Source organism: Paenibacillus sp. Paensp38 (assembly GCF_059491915.1).
The window spans coordinates 205,816-227,274 of record NZ_CP168516.1 but is presented as its reverse complement, the minus strand read 5'-3'; the positions used below and the strand labels follow the sequence as shown (position 1 = coordinate 227,274).

Annotated in this window: 17 protein-coding genes and 1 pseudogene; 8 read left to right on the top strand and 10 right to left on the bottom strand. The window is 44.1% G+C overall.

Features of this window, described 5'->3' with window-relative positions:
• Nucleotides 1-7 precede the first annotated feature (7 nt).
• From ACEN8J_RS01000 to ACEN8J_RS00975, 6 genes are all read right to left on the bottom strand, one after another.
• The gene (locus ACEN8J_RS01000) at nucleotides 8-919 is read right to left on the bottom strand and encodes an aldo/keto reductase (protein WP_318628090.1); all 912 of its coding nucleotides are present in this window, start codon (nucleotides 917-919) and stop codon (nucleotides 8-10) included.
• 154 nt (nucleotides 920-1,073) lie between these two features.
• Complete coding sequence (locus ACEN8J_RS00995; RefSeq protein WP_165149478.1) at nucleotides 1,074-1,817, bottom strand: alpha/beta hydrolase; 744 nt, start codon at nucleotides 1,815-1,817, stop codon at nucleotides 1,074-1,076.
• Nucleotides 1,818-1,850: 33 nt separating this feature from the next.
• Nucleotides 1,851-2,831, bottom strand: coding sequence for a siderophore ABC transporter substrate-binding protein (locus tag ACEN8J_RS00990; protein ID WP_209949893.1), 981 nt, complete (start codon nucleotides 2,829-2,831; stop codon nucleotides 1,851-1,853).
• A gap of 12 nt (nucleotides 2,832-2,843) precedes the next feature.
• Nucleotides 2,844-3,602: an iron ABC transporter ATP-binding protein gene (locus tag ACEN8J_RS00985; RefSeq protein WP_039273792.1), complete on the bottom strand. Its 759-nt coding sequence runs from the start codon at nucleotides 3,600-3,602 to the stop codon at nucleotides 2,844-2,846.
• Nucleotides 3,596-4,546, bottom strand: a complete 951-nt coding sequence (locus ACEN8J_RS00980; RefSeq protein WP_209949892.1) for an iron chelate uptake ABC transporter family permease subunit — start codon at nucleotides 4,544-4,546, stop codon at nucleotides 3,596-3,598. Before ACEN8J_RS00980 ends, ACEN8J_RS00985 begins: the two co-directional genes overlap by 7 nt.
• On the bottom strand, nucleotides 4,536-5,489 hold the full coding sequence (locus tag ACEN8J_RS00975; protein WP_340956884.1) for an ABC transporter permease: 954 nt from the start codon (nucleotides 5,487-5,489) through the stop codon (nucleotides 4,536-4,538). The genes ACEN8J_RS00980 and ACEN8J_RS00975 overlap by 11 nt, the downstream gene beginning before the upstream one ends.
• 323 nt (nucleotides 5,490-5,812) lie before the next feature.
• On the opposite strand from ACEN8J_RS00975, the gene ACEN8J_RS00970 reads away from it, so the two are divergent.
• From ACEN8J_RS00970 to ACEN8J_RS00940, 7 genes and pseudogenes are all read left to right on the top strand, one after another.
• Nucleotides 5,813-6,490, top strand: a complete 678-nt coding sequence (locus ACEN8J_RS00970; protein ID WP_495594173.1) for a response regulator transcription factor — start codon at nucleotides 5,813-5,815, stop codon at nucleotides 6,488-6,490.
• Nucleotides 6,487-7,404: a sensor histidine kinase gene (locus tag ACEN8J_RS00965; protein ID WP_165149484.1), complete on the top strand. Its 918-nt coding sequence runs from the start codon at nucleotides 6,487-6,489 to the stop codon at nucleotides 7,402-7,404. Before ACEN8J_RS00970 ends, ACEN8J_RS00965 begins: the two co-directional genes overlap by 4 nt.
• A gap of 108 nt (nucleotides 7,405-7,512) precedes the next feature.
• Entirely contained in the window at nucleotides 7,513-8,190 is a 678-nt protein-coding gene (locus ACEN8J_RS00960; RefSeq protein WP_495594172.1) for an ABC transporter ATP-binding protein, read from the top strand.
• Nucleotides 8,187-10,745 carry an ABC transporter permease gene (locus ACEN8J_RS00955; RefSeq protein ID WP_495594171.1) on the top strand — a complete coding sequence of 853 codons (2,559 nt, stop codon included), beginning with the start codon at nucleotides 8,187-8,189 and terminating at the stop codon, nucleotides 10,743-10,745. Before ACEN8J_RS00960 ends, ACEN8J_RS00955 begins: the two co-directional genes overlap by 4 nt.
• 52 nt (nucleotides 10,746-10,797) lie before the next feature.
• Nucleotides 10,798-11,252, top strand: a pseudogene (locus ACEN8J_RS00950) (IS30 family transposase); the annotation flags it as partial.
• 495 nt (nucleotides 11,253-11,747) lie between these two features.
• A complete protein-coding gene (locus ACEN8J_RS00945; protein WP_165149490.1) occupies nucleotides 11,748-12,425 on the top strand; it encodes an ABC transporter ATP-binding protein in 678 nt (225 codons plus the stop codon).
• Complete coding sequence (locus tag ACEN8J_RS00940) at nucleotides 12,422-14,962, top strand: ABC transporter permease (protein WP_029519283.1); 2,541 nt, start codon at nucleotides 12,422-12,424, stop codon at nucleotides 14,960-14,962. The genes ACEN8J_RS00945 and ACEN8J_RS00940 overlap by 4 nt, the downstream gene beginning before the upstream one ends.
• Nucleotides 14,963-15,073: 111 nt before the next feature.
• On the opposite strand, the gene ACEN8J_RS00935 is transcribed toward ACEN8J_RS00940, so the two are convergent.
• Complete coding sequence (locus tag ACEN8J_RS00935; protein WP_495594170.1) at nucleotides 15,074-15,604, bottom strand: GNAT family N-acetyltransferase; 531 nt, start codon at nucleotides 15,602-15,604, stop codon at nucleotides 15,074-15,076.
• A gap of 250 nt (nucleotides 15,605-15,854) precedes the next feature.
• Between ACEN8J_RS00935 and ACEN8J_RS00930 the strand changes: the two genes are divergently transcribed.
• Nucleotides 15,855-16,829 (top strand): ring-cleaving dioxygenase, encoded by a 975-nt coding sequence (locus ACEN8J_RS00930; protein WP_029519287.1) that lies wholly within the window; start codon nucleotides 15,855-15,857, stop codon nucleotides 16,827-16,829.
• Between the two features lie 157 nt (nucleotides 16,830-16,986).
• Here ACEN8J_RS00930 and ACEN8J_RS00925 read toward each other — a convergent pair whose 3' ends face one another.
• From ACEN8J_RS00925 to ACEN8J_RS00915, 3 genes are all read right to left on the bottom strand, one after another.
• Nucleotides 16,987-18,684 carry a M3 family oligoendopeptidase gene (locus ACEN8J_RS00925; protein ID WP_029519289.1) on the bottom strand — a complete coding sequence of 566 codons (1,698 nt, stop codon included), beginning with the start codon at nucleotides 18,682-18,684 and terminating at the stop codon, nucleotides 16,987-16,989.
• 237 nt (nucleotides 18,685-18,921) lie between these two features.
• Nucleotides 18,922-19,731 (bottom strand): bifunctional hydroxymethylpyrimidine kinase/phosphomethylpyrimidine kinase, encoded by an 810-nt coding sequence (gene thiD, locus ACEN8J_RS00920; RefSeq protein ID WP_029519291.1) that lies wholly within the window; start codon nucleotides 19,729-19,731, stop codon nucleotides 18,922-18,924.
• Nucleotides 19,732-19,928: 197 nt separating this feature from the next.
• On the bottom strand, nucleotides 19,929-21,335 hold the full coding sequence (locus ACEN8J_RS00915; RefSeq protein WP_029519293.1) for a hypothetical protein: 1,407 nt from the start codon (nucleotides 21,333-21,335) through the stop codon (nucleotides 19,929-19,931).
• Between the last annotated feature and the right edge of the window lie 124 nt (nucleotides 21,336-21,459).

Genomic DNA, 21,459 nt, shown 5'->3' with positions numbered 1-21,459 from the left:
GCCGGGATCAGCGGTATTGCGCATCATAACGATTGGCTCGGCTAATCTGCTGTAGCGCCTGCCGCTCTTGTTGAGTTAGCGGTGCAATATCTGCAGCAGAAATATTATGCTCCAATTGTCCCAAAGAGCTTGCACCCGGGATCACAGCAGCGACAGTCGGATGTGAAAGGCTATAACGGATAGCTGTCTGCCCCATACTACGGTCCGCCCCTGCAAAAGCCTTTAATTGCTTACGCACGTCCAGCAGCTCTGCTTCTTCGTAGTCTAGGTATCCCTTCGCTGCCTTTTCTTCCCCCTTATCAGCCAATACACCGCTCGCTACGGGTCCACGTGCAATCACGCTGATTCCCCGCTCCTGAAGCAAAGACAGTACCTCTTCCTCTGCACGTCGGTCCAGTAAACTATACTGATTCATAACACTAACGATATTCGAGCGTTTGACATATTCACGGATGACGTGCGGGCGAATGGAGGAAATACCATAATAACGGATGACGCCCTCCCGCTGTAGCTGCTCAAAAGCCTCAATGGTTTCGTCTATCGGATCGTTAATTGTCCCTCCATGCAGCTGATACAGGTCGATATAGTCCGTTCCCAGGCGACGCAGACTTTCTTTAACAGCTGACAGGATATATTTCTTGGACGGGTCCCATTCCCAGCCCTCCTGCCCTGGTATGCGCCGATTCCCAACCTTGGTCGCCAGGATAACATCCTGCCGCCGTCCACGGATCGCTGCCCCCACAATTTCTTCATTGCGTCCATGCTGGTACAAATCAGCCGTATCCAACAGATTTACGCCTTTATCCAACGCTTCATGAATCAAGTAAACAGCTTGCTGCTCCTCCGTACCGACCGACATACATCCCAGGCCAATCTCACCTACCAGCAAATCTGATGATCCTAGGCGGTTTCTTTTCATTTATGCTCCCCTCACTTCCAATAACGTATAACTTTAAATTTTCAATATTTCTCTATTATACGAAAAAAACAACCCCAAAGGCATAGAGACTCCACACTCTCCAATCTTTGAGGTTGTTGTATACGATTCGTAATTAATTCGTAATTAATTCGTACTATCCGAATAGCCATTGAACGGCCTTAGGAAATTGACGCTGAAAACAATCTACTCGATGCACTGCATCCTGATCCAGCTCAAGAAGCACATCTTTTGCATCCAGTCCCTGTGTCCGCAGCAACTCGTGTGCCTGGAGGGTGAGCGGAACCATATCTTTTTGTACATTCGTCTTCCCTTCACCTTCACGGGTCCCGACAGATATATAAAAGCGTTGTGTCCCATCCCTCACAGTTGCACATGATGCAGATTGCATATAATCAATCATACCCGGATACCAATACGAGCCTGAGATGGAACCGACGCGTCCGAATACGTCCTTATACTGGAAGGCGGCATACATGGAAATTAATCCGCCCAATGAGGCGCCGATAATACCCGTATGCTCCGTTCCAGTATGCACTGGATATTTTGCCTCGACGTATGGCATTACTTTTGTAACCACAAACGCCAGATAGGCATCTCCACCACCACCAAAAGCAGGTCTTCCTTCTACTAAAGCAGCTGCCTTCCAAGGCGTATAATCATCCAGCCGATTTACGGGCTGAATACCCACCAGCACCACACGGGGCAGCTCCCCCGTAGAAAAACCTCTTTCCAGCTCATCTAATCCGCTTAGAAATAAAGAGCTACCATCCTGCACATACAGCACCGGATACAGCTCATTATGATTCACGGAGACGGGAGGTGTATAGACGTGCACAAGATACCCATCTAATGAAATTTCATCTACATGACCTTTCATCCTACACAGTCCCCCATGATGTAAATGTATGCATTACAATGCAGCATCTATTTCCTTGATCATTTCAGATACAGATTCCAGACCGTTACCTGACAGGTACCAGTAGTTAGGATCAAGGTATACAATATGACCGTTTTTAAATGCATTGGTTTTCTTCACCAGTTCATTCTCCATGGTTTGTTTACCTGTAACCTGCTCCTTGCCTTCTTCGACCACCACTGCTCCACGGTCAACGACAAAAATATAATCCGGATTTTTTTGCTGTACATATTCAAAAGAAACTTTTTGTCCATGCGTGGATACTTTAATGCCAGGATCTACAGGGGTTACGCCAAAAGCATCATGAATGATACCGAAACGGGATTGTGAGCCATATGCGCTCAGGCTTCCTTCATTTGTCAGCACGATCAGTCCTTTAGCTTTGCTCGCTACAGCCTTGTCATGTACGCCCTTGATGGAGCTATCAATCGCAGCCAGTTCCTGCTTGGCAGCATCCTCTTTGTTGAAGATTTGCCCCAACGTTTCCACGTTCTTTTTAAAGGAATTGATGTAATCCTTGGTGTCTACAGCCATCGAAATAGTAGGTGCAATTTTGCTCAACTCTTTATAGGCATCCGCTTGTCTGCCACCGATGATGATCAGTTCAGGAGAGAGATCACTGATTTTCTCATAATCCGGTTCAAACAGCGTACCTGCACTTGCATATTTGGAATCTTTATATTTGCTCAAATACGTAGGAAGATCCTGCTGCGCTACCGCCGCAACGTCTACGCCCAGCTTGTCCAACGTATCCAGTGAACCAAAATCAAATACAACAACATTTTTGGGGTTAACTTTGACTTGAACCGGGTTTTCATCGAGTGCATGTTTGACCGAGATGGTTTTGGATTCAGTGGTTGCAGTCGAGGAGCCCTCACCTGTCGCTTCCGGTGTTACCGGAGCCGCTTTACCACAAGCCGACACGATCAGTACCAATGCAAGCATCAGCGTTAAAAACATCATATTTTTCTTCATTTAACATTCCCCCTAAGTGAAATAAACGCAAATTTTATGGTCACCAATCTGTTGAATCGGAATATCCATATCGTACAAGTCCTTTAATACCTGACTATCAATCATCTCGTCAGCCGTTCCTTGTTTTAGCAACCTGCCATCCTTCATCCCTACAATATAGTCTGAATAGCAGGAGGCAAAGTTAATGTCGTGCAGCACGACTAGAATCGTTTTGCCGAGATCATCCACCAAACCACGCAACGTCTTCATAATCTGAACCGAATGCTTCATATCCAGATTGTTCAGCGGCTCATCCAGCAGGATGTATTCTGTGTCCTGAGCCAAAATCATGGCAATAAAAGCCCGTTGTCGCTGTCCCCCACTAAGCAAATCAATATGCTTATCTTTCATATCCTCCAGTCCCATGTAAGCCATAGACTGCTCCACCATTTTGCGATCCTCGCTGTTCAATCTGCCCTTGGAATACGGAAAACGACCGAAACTGACTAGTTCCTTCACGGTTAAGCGAATATTGACATCATTCGTCTGTTTTAAAATCGATATCTTCCGGGCTAGCTCCTCACTTTTCGTCAGGCTCACGGCCTGCCCGTCAATGAGGATTTCTCCCTCATCACTGTCAGTCAGGCGACTGATCATCGACAACAAGGTGCTTTTTCCAGCGCCGTTAGGTCCAATAAAGGAGGTAATCGTTCCTTTAGGTACAGTGACGGATACCTGATCCACCACATTTTTATTCCCGTAGCGTTTGGATACGTTTTTGACTTCTACCATGACTTATTCTCCCGCAGCAAAAGGTACAGGAAGTACACCCCCCCGATAAAGTTAATAATGACGCTGACTGTTGTCGATAAGTCGAATACTCTTTCTGCCAGCAGTTGGCATCCTGCCAACGCAATAACACTGACACAGATAGAGGCCGGAATAATATAACGATGCTGATAGGTTTTCATCACCTGATAAGCCACATTGGCCACAATTAATCCGAGAAACGTAATCGGCCCGACAAGCGCTGTAGAAATGGAAATGAGAATCGCTACGATAATTAGCAGCCTTTTGATAATAAAACCATAAGGGAGACCTAAATTAATCGCATGCTCTCGTCCGAGCGACAGCACGTCCAGATACTTAATGAATCTCCACGCATAAGCAAATACGAGCACAAGCACGAATACAGAAAGCCATAACAGTTCGGTGTTTACATTACTAAAGCTGGCAAAGCTCTTGTCCTGGATTTTCGCAAATTCGTTTGGATCAATCAGTACCTCCATAAAGGTAGACAGACTGTTGAATAGTGTGCCGAACACCAGACCAATCAGCAAAAGCACATAAATCCCACGTCCATCTTTGCGGAAAATTAATTTGTATAGCAGTCCTGCGAACAGCACCATCAGCCCCACCGACAGCAAGAAGTTTAATTCTTTGCTGGTCGAAATCAACGGGACGGAGCCAAATGCAAAAATAATCGTCGTCTGAATCAGCATGTACAGTGAATCCAGGCCGATAATACCCGGAGTCAAAATCTTATTATTCGTAACCGTCTGGAAAATAACGGTTGCAAAAGCAATGGAGCCACCTGTCAGAATGAAAGCTGCGATCTTTTTCAATCGTCGTGGCAGCGCGTAATGCCAGGTATGCGGAAGATCTATAAACACGAAAGCAGCAATCAACACAAGCGCGGCAGCGGCTAATATGCCGATTTTTAATTTAGGATTCATAGGCCCTTCTCCTCAGCAGCAAATACAAGAACAACGCGCTCCCGATCACACCCACCGTAAGCCCTACAGAAATTTCATACGGATAAATGATTACCCGTCCCAAAATATCGCAAAACAGCACAAAAACGGCGCCCAAGATCGCGGTATGGGCCAGGCTTTTTTTCAGATTATCCCCCATATACATACTGACGAGATTAGGTACAACCAGCCCCAAAAAGGGAATTGTCCCCACCGTTAAGATGACAACAGAGGAAACCAAAGCCACGATCACTAACCCGACATTGACGGTGCGCTTGTAATGTACACCCAAGTTGGCCGCAAAATCCTCACCCATGCCTGCAATTGTAAAACGATTCGCATATATGTACGCCAGCGCAACCAAAGGAACACTAAGATATAGCATCTCGTAGCGACCACTCATAATGAGAGAAAAATCTCCCTGCATCCACGAAGAAATGCCCTGAATCAGGTTATATTTGTAGGCAAAAAAAGTCGTTACCGAATTTAAAATGCCCCCAAACATCAGACCAACAAGCGGGATAAACACCGGGTCCTTGAAACGGATTTTATCCAGTATCTTCATAAAAATCAGTGTTCCCCCTAGAGCAAATCCGAAAGCCGTCAGCATCTTCGTCCAGAATTCCGCCGCTCCAAACACCATAATAGCCATCAGCACACCCAATCGTGCCGCATCCATCGTTCCTGCGGTGGTGGGCGATACGAATCGGTTCCGGGTAAGCTGCTGCATAATGAGCCCGCAGATACTCATACTCGCCCCTGCGATAATGATACTGATCAAACGTGGGAATCTGCTAATCAGGAGTACCTGCGCCTGATCGTTGGTTAAGTGGAACAAATCAAGTGGAGTTACATCATGAACACCGATAAACACCGAGGCGAAGGCCAGTACGAGAAAAGCCAATATTAAATAGCGCAATTTCATTTCTAACTAAGGGAGCCTGTCCAATAACCTGTACCAAGCTTCGGCCCTGTCCTCCCCTCCAATAATGATAATCATTATCAAAACAACTAGGATAAATTATATCAGTGATATTGTATCTGTCAAATTTTTTGCAATGAATAAACCATATCAAGAAAGGTGTTAGCAAAACCTGAATAGTCTAAAGAGCGAATGAGCAAATAAGAGCAATATCCTGTAAAATAGAGGTGGAAGATTTTGGGGCCCTCTTTTCCATTTTTACTGTAAGCAGTTCTTGGAATTCGGGTTTCATTAATTTGATAGACCAAAAAAACAGGAGGAGAATGATGAATCACATATTAATCGTCGAGGATGATACCGCCTTGAGTAATGGTATTGTTCTTGCTCTCAAAGAACCTAACAACGTATTTACGCAAACATATGACATTACTGCTGCAAAAGAACAATTGAACATCACTGCTTTTGACCTAGTGATTCTTGATGTAAATTTGCCGGATGGAAGTGGACTCGACCTTTTAACCCATATACGAAAAAAAACAATGATACCCGTCATCGTTCTAACAGCAAATGATATGGAAACAGATATCGTCACTGGTCTTGAGTTGGGTGCTGACGACTATATCACCAAGCCCTTCAGTCTGATGGTACTGAGAGCGAGGGTTGGTGTTCAGCTAAAGAAATCCGGATACTCGCTTACAGACTCCATTCAGCTAGGAGATTTTTCTTTCTCATTTGAAAGGATGGAATTTATTAGAAATGATACACCTATTGAACTAAGTAAAACGGAGCAAAAATTGTTGCGCATTCTAATCAACAATCGAGGAAATACCGTTTCGCGTGATCATTTGATAGACAGCATCTGGACTAACGGAGCTGAGTATGTAGGTGAAAATGCCTTGTCGGTTACGATAAAAAGGTTGCGGGATAAATTGGAGGATCACCCCTCCTCCCCACAATATATTAAAACGGTGTATGGGCTGGGCTACACCTGGGCGTTGAAATGACAACACTCCTATATATATGTATTGGAATTGCCGTTGCTGCTGTATGCACTACTATGGTTGCTATTATGCTGTATCGCAGGAGCGTCCAAAGAACAATGAAAACTATTGAGAACATGCTGGATGCCGCGATAAATGGCAGCTTCTCAGAGGATGTCTTTGATGAATCCGTTCTTTCTGCAATAGAAGCTAAATTTGTGAGATTTCTTTCCATTTGTTCCGTATCCTCCAAAAATTTGCTTGCCGAAAAAAATAAAATAAATGAGCTGATTTCCGATATTTCACACCAAACGAAAACACCATTGGCCAACATCCTGCTTTATTCCCAACTACTTAGCGAATACGAACTATCACAGGATACCTCCACTTGTGTGAAAGCTCTATCTGCACAGGCCGAAAAGCTTAACTTCCTGATCCAGGCATTGTTGAAAACATCGCGGCTTGAAACGGGGATTATCACGGTAGCGCCAAGGCGAGAATCTGTTCATAAGCTCCTTGATGCTGCACTGGAGCAAATAACGCCAAAAGCAGATGCCAAAGGGATTTCAGTTATTAGGGAGGACACCGTTATTCATGCTTATTTTGACCTAAAGTGGACCAGTGAAGCTGTCTATAACATTATGGATAACGCTATAAAATATACAGAGACAGGCGGAAGCATGGATATAAAAGTGATGGCATACGAATTGTTTTGTCGAATTGATATTACTGATAGCGGCATAGGCATTGCAGAAGAAGAACAAGGGAAGATCTTTACCCGCTTCTATCGCTCCCCTACTGTTAACTCGCAGGAGGGTGTCGGGATTGGACTGTTTTTAGCTAGAGAAATCATCGCTGCGGAGGGTGGGTACATCAAAGTACGGTCACACTACGGCCGTGGTTCTACCTTCTCTATTTTTCTTTCTATGGATACTTAATTCTTTCAATACCGTTAGATTTCAGAAAGATTGTAGAAAGATTAGTGTGTTAGTGTCTGTACTGTAGATGACTACGATACAGACATTTTTTTGTGGAGGAGAATGTATATGGGCCTATTGAAAACTCAGGCATTAAGGAAGCATTACGGGAACGGAGATACTGCTGTTCATGCCTTAGACGACGTGAATCTGGAGGTGGAAAGTGGAGAATTTGTCGCTATTGTCGGTACATCCGGGAGCGGCAAATCTACCCTTCTGCATATGCTGGGTGGACTTGATCGTCCAACAAGTGGAGACGTTACGATTGACGGCAAAGATATTTTTACATTGAAGGACGAAGAATTGACTATATTTCGCAGACGAAAAATTGGCTTCGTGTTTCAAAATTACAACCTGGTACCTGTTTTAAATGTCTACGAAAATATTGTGCTTCCGATTGAACTGGATGGTAAAGAACCGGACAAAACCCACATAGATAAAATAGTACATACCTTGGGTCTGGACCAAAAGTTGAATAACCTGCCAAACAATCTTTCCGGTGGACAACAGCAACGTGTAGCTATTGCCAGAGCACTGGCAGCCAAGCCCGCCATTATCTTGGCAGATGAACCCACCGGAAATCTGGACAGTAAAACCAGTTTGGATGTAATGGGATTGATTAAGGTATCCAGCCAGCAGTTCGCCCAAACGATGGTGATGATTACCCACAACGAAGAAATCGCGCAGATGGCAGATCGCATCATCCGCATTGAGGACGGTAAAATAGTTGGCGGTGAAGGCAAATGATCAAAGTAAAAAACAGTAAGGCAGTTCGTAATTTATCAGATAAAAGTTTTAAAGCCAATAAAATCCGCAATATTATTGCGATTATCGCTATTTCCTTAACCACTTTGTTATTTACATCTCTATTTACTATGGGGCTTGGCACGATGGATAGCTTCCAACAGGCAACGATGCGACAGGCTGGTGGGGCAGGGCAGGGTTATCTCAAATATATCAACGATGAGGAATTTAATCACATCAAAGACCACCCTCTTATTAAAGAGATAGCGTATAGCCGCGTGTTAAGTGAAAAGGTGACGAACGAGCAATTTTTAAAGCGCCATGCGGAGTTCTGGTATCATGACGATGTAGGGCTGAAGCTAGGATTGATTGAGCTAGAAAAAGGCCACAAGCCAGTGGCGGAAAATGAGGTTATCGCGGACTCGAAGACCCTACAGTTACTGGGTACTCCCCTGAAAGAGGGCGCCACATTGTCCTTGAAGCTTGAGGTTCACGGCAAAATGGTACAGCGTGAATTTATCCTCTCCGGCTGGTGGAAGAGTGACCCCGCCGCCATGATAGACAGAGGTCAAATTTATGCTTCTAAAGCTTATGTGGATGCACATGCCGAAGAATTACGCTACACATATAAGCAGGATCATGATATGACCGGAACCATCAATGCAACTATCATGTTCGATAACAGCTCGAATATGCGGGAAAATCTTAATAAAGTGATTACAGAAAGCGGTTATTCCCTTGACAAAAATGCACCGAACTACATTGCAAGTTCTGTGAACTGGGCGTATCTTTCCAACACTTTCAGTTCGAACCCTGAAGCCGTCTTCCCCCTAGCCACTGGTCTGTTACTGATCATGCTTACTGGCTACTTGATCATCTATAATATTTTCCAAATCTCGGTGATGCGTGATATTCGTTTCTACGGTCTTCTAAAAACCATTGGCACAACCAGCAGGCAAATCAGCAGAATTATCCGCAGACAGGCATTATTTCTTTCCTTGATCGGGGTTCCTATCGGCTTGCTCGCAGGTTTTTTAGTCGGCAGATCGCTTATCCCTCTGCTGCTTATGAACACTTCTATGCACGCAAATGCTGAGGTAACTACATCCCCCAGCCCATGGATTTTTATCGGCTCCGCTTTGTTTGCAGTCATGACAGTTATGATCAGTGCATATAAGCCTAGTAGAATTGCGGCGACTGTGTCTCCGATCGAGGCAGTAAGATACGTAGACGGAACTACCAAAAAGGATAAGAAAAAACTAAAAAAATCTACTAACGGTGCTAAAATGCCGCTGATGGCTCGAACCAACTTAGGCCGCAATAAGAAGCGGACTATTTTGGTGCTGCTTAGCCTTTCTCTAGGTCTAGTGCTACTGAATACTACTTTTACATTATCCCAAAGTCTGGATATGAATAAGTATGTGTCTAAAAGTCATGACACTGACTTTCTGATTGCACATGCTGATTATTTTCAAGAACATTTCACAGGCCCTGACAATGCAACGACAGAAAGCTATATTCAGGCCGTCCAGGCACAACCCGGTTTTGAAGAAGGTGGACGATTGTACAGTGGCGGCAATTTATTCACTGTCGAGTATAAAGAGAACAAAGAGGGGAAGAAGCTGTACGGGGAAATCGTCACTCCTGACGCTCGCGGCAACTTATCTGCACCAGTGTATGGGCTTGAAGATCTCCCCCTTCACCGACTACAATTAATTGATGGTGAGCTTGATTATGGCAAGCTAGCTTCGGGAAAGTATATTTTGGAAGGAATCGGGTTAGACAATTACGATCATCCTGAAATGGAACTATCCGTATACAAAGTAGGTGAAAAGGTTACTCTTCATAACTATATGGACACAGCAAATGCCCAGGAGTATACTAGCCATGAATTCACAGTGCTTGGTCATGTTGGCGTAAAATCATCCAATTCTGGTGTAGCCGTTGCTAGTTATACTGACTTCTATCTCCCGGCGGATATCTACAAAACGCTTGTGAAGAAGCCTGTGGTGATGAGTTATGCCTTTAATGTATCCGATAGTAAAGAAAAAACGATGGAGAGCTTCTTAAAGAACTATACCGAAATAAAGGAGCCCACGATGCATTATAAATCCAAATTCACCTCAATTGCCGAGCTTTCAGGTATGCAAAAAACAATTTTGATGATCGGCGGTACGCTCAGTATTATTATTGGGGTGATTGGCATTGTTAATTTTGCAAACGCGCTTCTAACTAGTATTCTGACCCGCCATCAAGAATTTGCTATACTACAAAGTATCGGCATGACCAACAAACAATTAAAAACAATGCTTGTTTATGAGGGGATGTACTATGTGCTCGGCACCAGCATATGCTCCATCTTATTAGGAAGCCTATTTTCCGTCCTGATTGCGAGACCCTTGAGTAGTCAAATATGGTTTATGAGTTATAAATTTATTATCTGGCCGCTGATCCTCGTGCTGCCTGTTCTGCTCGCTCTTGGGATATGTCTTCCTCTCGCTATTTATTCTCTGAGCGACAGGAAAACTATCGTAGAACGACTGCGAACAGAAGAATAAATCCCCCTGTAAAGAAAATGACCTGGTCAAAACTTTTGGCTGGGTCATTATCGTATGCTTTAAAACCATCTATCGCTGGCTATATATAGACCTTTTGGTGAAAGGCCTACTTACCGTCCTGCGACACAAAGGCAAGCCCATCTCCCAGCGTCCAAAAGAGGTACGGTCTCGGGAAACGTTCGGTCATTAGGAACTGGACACCGTCGTTTCAGTCCGTGGAGAAAGTAAGGCTGTGTGGCCACATTTGTGGAACGCAAAACCCGCTTGTACACCACCATTCAGATGCCGGATCGCACGGCGTTATCCATGGAGATTGCGTTTGGTATAGCTGCTTCCCCGTACCCTACTGCTGCATTCCAAACGGTAACCGCTGACCGCGGTAAAGAGTTTGCCTGCTATTCAAATTTGGAAGCCACTCATGATGTACAAATCTATTTCGCTGATCCGTATCCCTCCTGGCAACGGGACTCTAATGAAAACGCGAATGGCATTGCTACATCCTCCTTTACTCACAACTGCTTAGCGAATATGATTTGCTGGAGGATACTCCTCTTGTATAAAAGCTCTATCCACACAAGCCGAAAAACTTCATTTCCTTATACATGCATTGCTAAAGGGATCAAATACACAGAAACTGCCGGACACATGAACATTAAAGTGATGCGTACGATTTTTTGCCGAATTGATATTACCGATAATGGCATAGGCATTGTGGAAGAGGAATATGGTAAAATCTTCACGCGCTACTATCGCTCCCATACCGCTAATTCGTAGGAGGGTGTTGGCATTGGACTATTTTTAGCAAGAAAAAGAGCTCATGGTAGAAGGTGGTTACATCAAGATATGTTCACGCCGGGGTAGCTCACCTTTTCCATTTTTCTTTCCATAGGCAGGTTATTCTTTCAACATTGTTAGATTTCAGAAAGATTGTTGAAAGATTATTATGATACGGTCTGTATAGTATATCAAGGAGATACAGACTATTTCTTGGAGGGAAACAAAATGACTTTATTAAAAACTCAGGCATTAAAGAAAAATTACGGTGATGGGGATACCGCTGTTCATGCCTTAGACGGCGTGAATCTAGAGGTGGAAAGCGGAGAATTTGTCGCTATTGTCGGTACGTCCGGGAGCGGCAAATCCACCCTTCTCCATATGCTGGGTGGACTTGATCGCCCAACCAGTGGAAACGTTACGATTGATGGTAAGGATATTTCTTCACTGAAAGACGAAGAATTGACTATTTTTCGCAGACGAAAGATTGGCTTCGTGTTTCAAAATTACAACCTGGTACCTGTCTTGAATGTCTACGAAAATATTGTGCTTCCTATTGAACTGGACGGTAAAGAACCCGACAAAACCCACGTAGATAAAATTGTACATACCTTGGGCCTTGACCATAAAATGAATAATCTGCCAAACAATCTTTCCGGTGGACAACAGCAACGTGTAGCCATTGCCAGAGCACTGGCAGCCAAGCCCGCCATTATCTTGGCAGATGAACCCACCGGAAATCTGGACAGTAAAACCAGTCTGGATGTGATGGGATTGATCAAAGTATCCAGCCAGCAGTTCCGCCAAACGATAGTGATGATCACCCACAACGAGGAAATTGCGCAAATGGCGGATCGTATCATCCGTATTGAGGACGGTAAAATTGTCGGCGGTGATACAAAATGATCAAGGTAAAGAACAAAAAAGTAATCCGTAATTTATCAGAGAAGAGCTTCAAAGTAAATAAAGCCCGTAACCTCTTTGCTATTGTTGCCATAGCACTAACCTCATTGCTATTTACAACACTGTTCACTATGGGGATTGGCGCTATAGAAAACTTACAACGGGCAACTATGCGACAGGTCGGTGGAGATGGACATGCCGTACTCAAATATATAACGGATGATGAATTTAATCATGTCAAGGATCATCCATTGATCAAGGAAATCGCTTATAACCGTATATTAAGCGACGGAGTTAAAAACGACAACTTCCTAAAACGCCGTACAGAGTTCTGGTATTACGATGATGTAGGGATGAAGCTCGGTTTTATTGAGCTTAAAGAGGGGCACAAGCCTGTCGCAGAAAATGAAGTGATTGCAGACTCCAAGACGTTGCAGCTATTGGATGTTCCACTGAAGATTGGAGCACCTTTGAGAATAAAGCTTAACATACGAGGTAAAGAAGTACAGCGTGATTTTGTCCTCTCTGGCTGGTGGAAAAGTGATCCTGTAGTTAAGGTAGGGCAAATATTCGCTTCTAAAGCCTATGTCGATGCTCATGCCAAGGAATTACAAAGCACCTATAAAAAGGATCACTTCTATACAGGAGTCATTTGTGCATATATGATGTTCGACAATAGTTTTGATTTGCGAGGAAAGCTCAATAAAGTGATTACCGAAAGTGGATATTCGCTTGACGAAGATGCACCGAACTATATCGCGAGTAATGTAAATTGGGCATACATCTCAACCAATTTTAGTCTAGATACAGAGACCATCATAGCGTTGACTTCTGCCCTGTTACTGATCATATTTACTGGTTATTTGATCATCTATAATATATTCCAAATATCGGTAATGCGAGATATCCGTTTTTATGGTCTTTTAAAGACGATCGGTACAAGCAGTAAACAAATTCGCAGGATCATCCGCAGACAAGCGCTGATTCTATCAGTTCTAGGAATCCCGATTGGATTGATTGCAGGTTTTTTTATTGGTAAATCGCTCGTGCCTTTTATTATAAATATGAGTAATTTTAACGGTACCGTGATATCGGTATCTCCCAACCCATGGATTTTTATCGGATCTGCTTTGTTCGCGCTCATTACCGTAATGATCAGCACTTTCAAGCCAGGCAGAGTTGCATCATCCGTATCACCGATAGAAGCAGTCAGATACACAAGTGGGGCAAACAAGAACAATGGTAAGCTGAAAAAATCAACCGGAGGTGCAAAAATCCACCTCATGGCTCGTTCCAACCTGGGGCGTAATAAAAAACGCACTATTTTAGTGGTGATTAGTCTTTCTTTAAGCTTGGTGCTTCTAAATACAGTTTTCACGCTGTCTCAGAGTTTTGATATGGATAAATTTTTATCCAAATTTAATGATACCGATTTTCTCATTGCCCATGCTGGATATTTCCAGGTCCCGAGCAGTTTTAGTGGGCATGAAAATGAAACCACTGAAAGTTTTATTAAGGCTGTACAGGCACAACCAGGCTTTGAAGAAGGCGGTCGATTGTACGGTAGTCCAACGGTTCTCACTGCTGAGAATACAAAAGGAATCACGGATGAAACCCAGAACACTGATGCTCGCGGCAACTTCCTTATAGAAGTGTATGGTCTTGAAGAGCTACCGCTACATCGGCTGCAATTGATTGATGGTGAGCTTGATTTTAAGAAACTAGCTTCCGGTAAGTATATCCTGGAAGGCGTCGAACTGGATGACAACGATAAGCCCTACATGAAATCCACTCATCATAAAGTAGGAGAAAACGTTACTTTGCATAGTTATGTGAGTACATCAGATGCTCCACCGGATAGAGAGTATATAACGCAAAAGTTTACAGTACTTGGCCATGTGGGTATCAAATATTCCAATTCGGATCGCTTTCAGAGTTATAGCTTCTACCTCCCGGCGAATATATACAAATCACTTGTAAAGCAGCCTGCGGTAATGAGCTATGCCTTTAATGTATCTTCAATTCAGGAAGCATCCATGCAGAGTTTTTTGAAGCGATACACTGAAACAATTGAACCAATGATGAGCTATGAATCTAAAATTACATCCAGAGATGCTTTATCAGGTATGCAAACTACTGTTATAATGATCGGCGGCCTGCTCAGCTTGATTATTGGCCTAATTGGTATCCTGAACTTTATTAATGCGATTTTAACCAGCATACTGACCCGACGCAAAGAATTTGCTATGCTGCAGAGCATAGGCATGACCAAACGGCAGCTGCGAGGAATGCTAATTTATGAAGGGTTATATTATGTTGGGGCTACTAGCCTAACCTCTATTCTATTGGCAGTCTTATTTTCTCTTTTGATTGTGAAACCGTTTTGCAGCTTGCTATGGCTTTTAAGCTATCACTTTATAATTTGGCCACTTCTAGTCTCATTGCCTTTACTGTTATTGCTTGGGATACTTATTCCAGCAGCAGTCTATTCTATGAACAACAAACAAAGTATTGTAGAGCGACTTCGAGGATCAGAGTAGATACACCTAACAATAAGAAAGCAAAATACCCATGCGCGTCAAAAAAGATGACTTCTGATCCATTCAGAGATCATCTTTTTATGCTTAGAAAGGTTCTTATTTGCAGAACAACTATCCCCGCCACTCTTCCCGTAAAAGCCCCATTCGGATCGAATCATAATACTCTCCATTATAATATCTGCACTTGCGAAGCCTAGCTTCGAGGGTCATGCCCAGCTTCTCCCCCACCTTCATCATCCGATGGTTTCCTGACCAGGTTGTAAAGCCCACTCTCACTAGAGGTAATGTATTAAACAAATGTGTGATCCATAGTCGAAGCGCCCTCGTACCATACCCACCGCTCCAATACTGTGAATCAAAGATACCTATCCCCATTTCAAGCCATTGGGAAGGCTGATGCTCCCAATAGTAGCTCACAGATCCAATGACCTTGCCTTCCACTTCAATGATCCAAAAGTCATCTTGTCCGATTCGCTTTTCCTTCTCTTTTAAATACTCCTCAAAAGAAAGTGGCTTATGTTCATAATAAGGTGCATCCCACTGCTTCCATTCCGGTGCTTCTTCCTTAAAAGTTAACGTCCAAAGGGCGTGTAGGTCTTCTTCTGTTACGGGCCTAATCGTTAAATCCTTATCCGTATACATGGAGCACACTCCTTTTATAATAAAATTCATTCTATCTACTTTGGGCTATATTGAGCTTTATTGTATCTGCTTTTGCATTATTTCGAAATTCTAGTTTTGTCCGTCTTTGAAGCAAGACCGTAATTTAAGTTGACAAACAATCAAAAATAATATATCTTAATATAAAGATAATAAATATAAAGAAAAGTTTTTCAACTGTTTATTTTGTTTATAAAAACCTAATCATATAAAAACCAAGGAGGATAATGACATGAAACTATTAGGATTGCATCACGTTTCGGCGATTACAGCAGCAGCGGCTAAAAATGTTGATTTTTACACTCAGGTAATGGGACTTCGGTTGATCAAGAAAACGGTGAACCAAGATGATGTTAGTGTGTATCACCTTTTTTACGGAGATGAGCGTGGAACTGCGGGTACAGAAGTCACTTTCTTTGAAATTCCACATGCGGGACAAACTCGTACAGGAAATAACAGCATTTCAGCTCTCTCCCTACGGGTACCAAATGACAAGGCACTGGATTACTGGAAAAACCGCTTCGAGCAGCTGGATGTAAAACATGGCGAAATTACGGATCAAGCAGGACGCCTGGCACTTTCGTTTGAGGATTTTGAAGGACAACGCTTCTTCCTCGTTTCAGATGAGCATGATCACGGAATGCGTGGCGGCACGCCTTGGGAGAAAAGCCCTGTCCCTGCCGAATACGGCATTGTAGGACTTGGGCCCGTTCATCTGACCATTCCCAAAGCGGAGAATACTATTCTCATTCTTGAACAGGTTATGGGCTTCCGCAAAAAGGGCTCCTATCCTTCCCCTGTTGCTGGACAACCGGATGTGGTCATCTATGAAACGGGTGAAGGCGGTACAGGAACTGAGGTGCATCTGGAAGAGCGCAACGATCTGCCACAAGAGCGACCAGGACGCGGCAGTGTGCATCATGTAGCTTTCCGTGTTGAAACCGAGGAAGAGCTCAAACAATGGGTAGAGCGTATTGGTCAGCTGCAAATTTCCAACTCTGGTTTTGTAGATCGCTTTTATTTCCGTTCCTTGTACTTCCGTGAGCCGAACGGCATTCTGTTTGAATTGGCTACCGATGGACCAGGGTTTGACACCGATGAGGAATTGGAGTTTCTGGGCGAATCCCTATCACTGCCTCCATTTTTGGAGTCGCGCCGTGCTTCGATTGAGGCTAATCTCAAACCACTCAACACCAAACATGAATAAGGTATATTTGCTCTAAAATCACACAAAGCCGGGACTCCTACATCATGTAGAGGTTCCCGGCTTTTTTTCGTGCAACCGCCCTGCTTTTACCTATAAAACATGTCATTTGCATGCTTTTCCGCTTTGACAGGTAAGTGAAATGCCCTTTTTAGTTAGCTTACAGCTTTTTATCATCCACACTGTTCAGCCATGCTTCGATTTCTCCGATTACTGAGGCAATGCAACCATCTTGGAATGGCGAGATGAGTCCAGCCAGCTCAACCAATCCGGTAAAGGATCGACTTCCCCCAGCACGACACAGCTTCAAATAATCTTCCCACGCTGCTGTCCGGTCGATACTCATGCGTTTCCAGAATTGGAACGCGCACAGTTGCGCGAGTGTATAGTCAATGTAGTAGAACGGAGATTGGAAAATATGCCCCTGTTTGTGCCAGAATCCGCCCTGCTCCAGATACTCGTTGCCTTCATAATCCAGATGCGGTTTATACTTACGTTCAATGGAGCGCCATGCGCTTTTACGTTCGGCTGGGGTCCAATCCGGATGTTCGTATACAGCATGTTGGAATTCATCCACGGCTACGCCGTAAGGAACGAACAGCAACGATGAAGATAGATGTTCAAAGTGATATTTGTCCGTATCTTCCTCGAAGAACAGATTCATCCAGGGCCATGCAAAAAACTCCATGCTCATAGAGTGAATCTCAGCCGCCTCCATCGTTGGCCAATGGTACTCGGGAATTTCAAAATGTCGGCTTTCATAGACCTGGAAGGCATGACCTGCTTCATGCGTCAATACGTCGATATCACCGGACGTACCATTGAAATTGGAGAAAATAAACGGCGTGCCATATTCGCTCAAAAATGTACAATAGCCTCCACTTTGTTTTCCCTTTTTGCTGATCAAATCCATTAATCCACGTTCGATCATAAAGCTGAAAAATTCATGTGTTTCCGCTGAAAGCTCCTCATACATGCGTGCTCCATTACGAAGGATCCACTTCGGGTCACCTTTAGGCGTAGGATTGCCTGACAGGAAGTTGAAGCCTTCATCGTAATAGCGAAGCTGATCTACTCCAATCCGTTCGCGCTGGCGCTCCTTCAGCTTGGTTGCCAAAGGAACGATGTGCTTGAGCACCTGCTCGCGGAAATTGGCTACCATCTCGGCATTGTAATCTGTACGTCCTAAGCGGGCATAGCCCAATTCTACGAAGTTGTCATAGCCCAGCTTGTGTGCCATGCGCGTACGTACCTTGACCAATTCATCATAAATTCGATCCAGCTCGTCCTCATGCTCACTCATAAATTGATATTTAGCCTCGGAGGCCTGTTTGCGTGTCTCCCGATTGGTAGCCATTTCAAATGGCAGGAGCTGTGACAATGTGCGTTCTTCCCCCTCGAACGGGATCTTCGCTGAAGCAATCAATTGAGCATATTCCGAAGTCAGCTTATTCTCCTGCTGCAAATCCTCAATAATATCCGGATGGAACGACTTGAGGGCTACCTCGGCAATACTGAAAAGCTGGCTGCCCCATAGACTCTCCAACTCGTTGCGGAATGGAGAATCCACCAATGCCCGGTAGTAATCGGTTACATACTCCTGAATAACCGGCATGAAATCATCAGCGTACTCTTGCTCCGCTTTGTAAAAGGCGTCCTCCGTATTAATGGAGTGCCGAACTTCCACCAATTGCAATTGCGTTTCCACATTACTGCGCAGCTTATTAATCGCATGAATCACTTCATTTTGACGTTCTACGCTGTCCGCTTCACGAAACTGCTGCAACAGCGTTTTAAACCGCTGTTCAATTTCAGGTTGCTCTGGTCGGCTGTAAGCCATTTGGCTGAATAATGTCATTGCTTCGGTTCCTCCTTAAATGTAATAAATCTGATGCCTATTATACAGTACGATTAGACCAAACTGGAAGCTGAAATTCCAATAAAATACAACCTCAAAAGCCGCAATACTATGTATTGCGGCTTTTGAGCCTAATCTAACTTATATATCATAGATGTCGCTGCCTAAAGCAACCTAAATATATATACAGCCTGGTGGGGATTTATAAGTCTCCCTAATGTCGCAGACCTTCATGCTTTATTGGTTTTGCAAACGATGTGCCGCATGCAGGGTTGGACCGACGAATTCATTCAGCTTGAAGCTACCTTCAATGGCCTGTGTAATGAATTTCTTGGCCTGATCCACTGCTTCACGTACAGTCAGCCCTTGTGCCAAACCAGCCGTTACCGCTGCCGAAGTGGTGCAGCCTGCACCGTGGGTAAAGTTTGTTTTTACAACATCGGCTTCAAACCAGTCAAAAGTGATTCCGTCATATAGCAGATCCATCGCTTTACCTGCACGAATTTTGCCACGGTCCTTGATCAGTACATGCTTAGCTCCACGCTCATGGATAATCGCAGCCGCTTCCTGCATCTGCTCCAGTGTCGTGATCGGTCCATTCTTCGCCAGTTGCGAAGCCTCGAACAAGTTCGGTGTTACCAGGTCAGCGCCAGGGATCAACAATTCCAGCATCGCCTCTGTATTTTCCGGCTGAAGCACTTCATCCGTGCCTTTGCAGACCATGACCGGGTCAATTACGATCCGCTTCAAATCATGCTTTTTCAAATGGCTGGCTACCAGCTCGATAATTTCAACGGAACCAAGCATGCCGGTTTTCATCGCATCAAAGCCGATACCTTCCAATACAGTACGCAGCTGCGCTTCTACCACATCCAACGCAACAGGATATACAAGATGGTCCCAGGTTTTAGGCCCCATCGCTACTACGGTTGTCAATACGGTCATACCATATACGCCAAGCTCCTGAAAGGTTTTCAGGTCTGCCTGAATACCCGCTCCACCGCTTGTGTCGGAGCCGGCTATCGTTAATGTTTTGGGAATCGTCATTTGTTCATGCTCTCCTTCACTTTCTGTGCTGCATTTATCCTAATCCCGCTTGCGAAACTTGTCAACGCGCAATACGATCCTCTCTATGCTAAAAGTCACAAGCGACGGCAGCAGCTAAAAAACGAGAACATCCCCTTTTGAAACGGGAATATCCTCGCAATAACGTGTTATATGAAGAATTTGAAGGAAATTTAGAATTATAAATATCCGCCGGTACTGTGATCATAGGCATGATTCTTTTCATTTGCACGTACGCCCAGGCATAGGCTCTGATACAATTGCTGCTGTTCCGGTGTAGCAAAATTCCGATGCTGCTCAAATAAAGCCATACAACCAATGATATGTTCGGTATAGCTATTATCAACAGACAATTGCAAGCAATGCAGTGTTTGTCCCACTCCCTCGGGGTAATCGCCTTTTCGGAAATAATATTCTGCAAACACCTTACAAAAGGATGCAAAACGAAATGCATTAAAGTGCTTGCGATAATGAGTGTCCCATCGTTCCGGTGCAAGCTCCCAGAAGTTCTTGAGTTGCTGACTAAACAGTCCCAGTTCGGCATCCACGAAATAACCGAACCGGTTCGCCGATTCGAGCAAGGTGTTCAAGCCTTCCAATGTCTCATCCGGATGCTCGCGCAGGTAAGTAATATATTCATAGATTGCAGAAGTGTTGCCCATTTTAATTTCAATACAAAGTCGGTTGCCCTGTGCATATACACGATGCAAGTTGACCACTTTCCAGCCTTCTTCGTCTAAACCCTCAAACCAGCTCAAATCTGCATAACCTTCAATCCATTGCTTGGATTCCTCATATCTACCCTGAAACTCATAGCAACTGGCCTTGAGCAGATGCCCCTGAGCATAGTAATAAACGAGCGGCTTAAGCAGCTCCAGGTGCTCATCTCCGAAACGGTTCCGATTGCGATACAATGCCTGCGCCAGCTCTCTTAGCTCGTCCGCATACATTTCCATCTCGGACCATTGCATTTTTAAAGCAAACACTTGAGATAGCATATGTAAGCCTTCCAATGCGTAAATTTCCGGTAGACGACTACGGTACAAATGGAATTGTACAGCAGCCTTCAAGTTCCGTTGGTTATCCTTAATCTGAATCTGGAATATACGGAAATAGCTGATCGCCAATCGTTCAGAGTGGGTATACTTCTCACTTTCGATGACACAATCATACAGAAGCATGGCGGCTTCATGTCTGCCATCCTCAAACATCGCTTCTGCGGTCTCAAAAATGGCAGGAACGTTCGATAAATCGTCCATCAAATAGGCAAGTACACTGCGTATACACTCCAGCTTGTTCAACTCTGAACAACGCAGGAGAAACGGACGCAACCTCCTCCAGTGCGGCAAGGAATGAATAAAACATTCATCAACATACATCTCGAACAAAGATCCTTCTTCCAATCCCATGGCCTCGGTAATCAGATCAAGCTGATTGACTGAGATCGGCCGTGGTGGGTTCCGATTAAGTATACCGCTAAGTGTACCCGGATTTACCTTGGAAGCATCTGCAAAAGACTGCATTGAAATGCCTTCAGTTTGAATATACTTTTCTATTTCTGCGCGGATCGTGGTGTTTTTTTCCAAAGGGACACCCCCTCAAACGAATGATGGTGACTTTTTCATTACCTTTTAAACCAAAATTTGTTTAATCAAAGTATATGTCTATTTATACGAGAGGTCAATAACTTTAAACACGACTCAGGACATA

Coding starts and splice junctions, on each gene's coding strand:
- ACEN8J_RS01000 (WP_318628090.1), bottom strand. CDS start 919: ATGAAAAGAAACCGCCTAGGATCATCAGATTTGCTGGTAGGTGAGATT.
- ACEN8J_RS00995 (WP_165149478.1), bottom strand. CDS start 1,817: ATGAAAGGTCATGTAGATGAAATTTCATTAGATGGGTATCTTGTGCAC.
- ACEN8J_RS00990 (WP_209949893.1), bottom strand. CDS start 2,831: ATGAAGAAAAATATGATGTTTTTAACGCTGATGCTTGCATTGGTACTG.
- ACEN8J_RS00985 (WP_039273792.1), bottom strand. CDS start 3,602: ATGGTAGAAGTCAAAAACGTATCCAAACGCTACGGGAATAAAAATGTG.
- ACEN8J_RS00980 (WP_209949892.1), bottom strand. CDS start 4,546: ATGAATCCTAAATTAAAAATCGGCATATTAGCCGCTGCCGCGCTTGTG.
- ACEN8J_RS00975 (WP_340956884.1), bottom strand. CDS start 5,489: ATGAAATTGCGCTATTTAATATTGGCTTTTCTCGTACTGGCCTTCGCC.
- ACEN8J_RS00970 (WP_495594173.1), top strand. CDS start 5,813: ATGAATCACATATTAATCGTCGAGGATGATACCGCCTTGAGTAATGGT.
- ACEN8J_RS00965 (WP_165149484.1), top strand. CDS start 6,487: ATGACAACACTCCTATATATATGTATTGGAATTGCCGTTGCTGCTGTA.
- ACEN8J_RS00960 (WP_495594172.1), top strand. CDS start 7,513: ATGGGCCTATTGAAAACTCAGGCATTAAGGAAGCATTACGGGAACGGA.
- ACEN8J_RS00955 (WP_495594171.1), top strand. CDS start 8,187: ATGATCAAAGTAAAAAACAGTAAGGCAGTTCGTAATTTATCAGATAAA.
- ACEN8J_RS00945 (WP_165149490.1), top strand. CDS start 11,748: ATGACTTTATTAAAAACTCAGGCATTAAAGAAAAATTACGGTGATGGG.
- ACEN8J_RS00940 (WP_029519283.1), top strand. CDS start 12,422: ATGATCAAGGTAAAGAACAAAAAAGTAATCCGTAATTTATCAGAGAAG.
- ACEN8J_RS00935 (WP_495594170.1), bottom strand. CDS start 15,604: ATGTATACGGATAAGGATTTAACGATTAGGCCCGTAACAGAAGAAGAC.
- ACEN8J_RS00930 (WP_029519287.1), top strand. CDS start 15,855: ATGAAACTATTAGGATTGCATCACGTTTCGGCGATTACAGCAGCAGCG.
- ACEN8J_RS00925 (WP_029519289.1), bottom strand. CDS start 18,684: ATGACATTATTCAGCCAAATGGCTTACAGCCGACCAGAGCAACCTGAA.
- thiD (WP_029519291.1), bottom strand. CDS start 19,731: ATGACGATTCCCAAAACATTAACGATAGCCGGCTCCGACACAAGCGGT.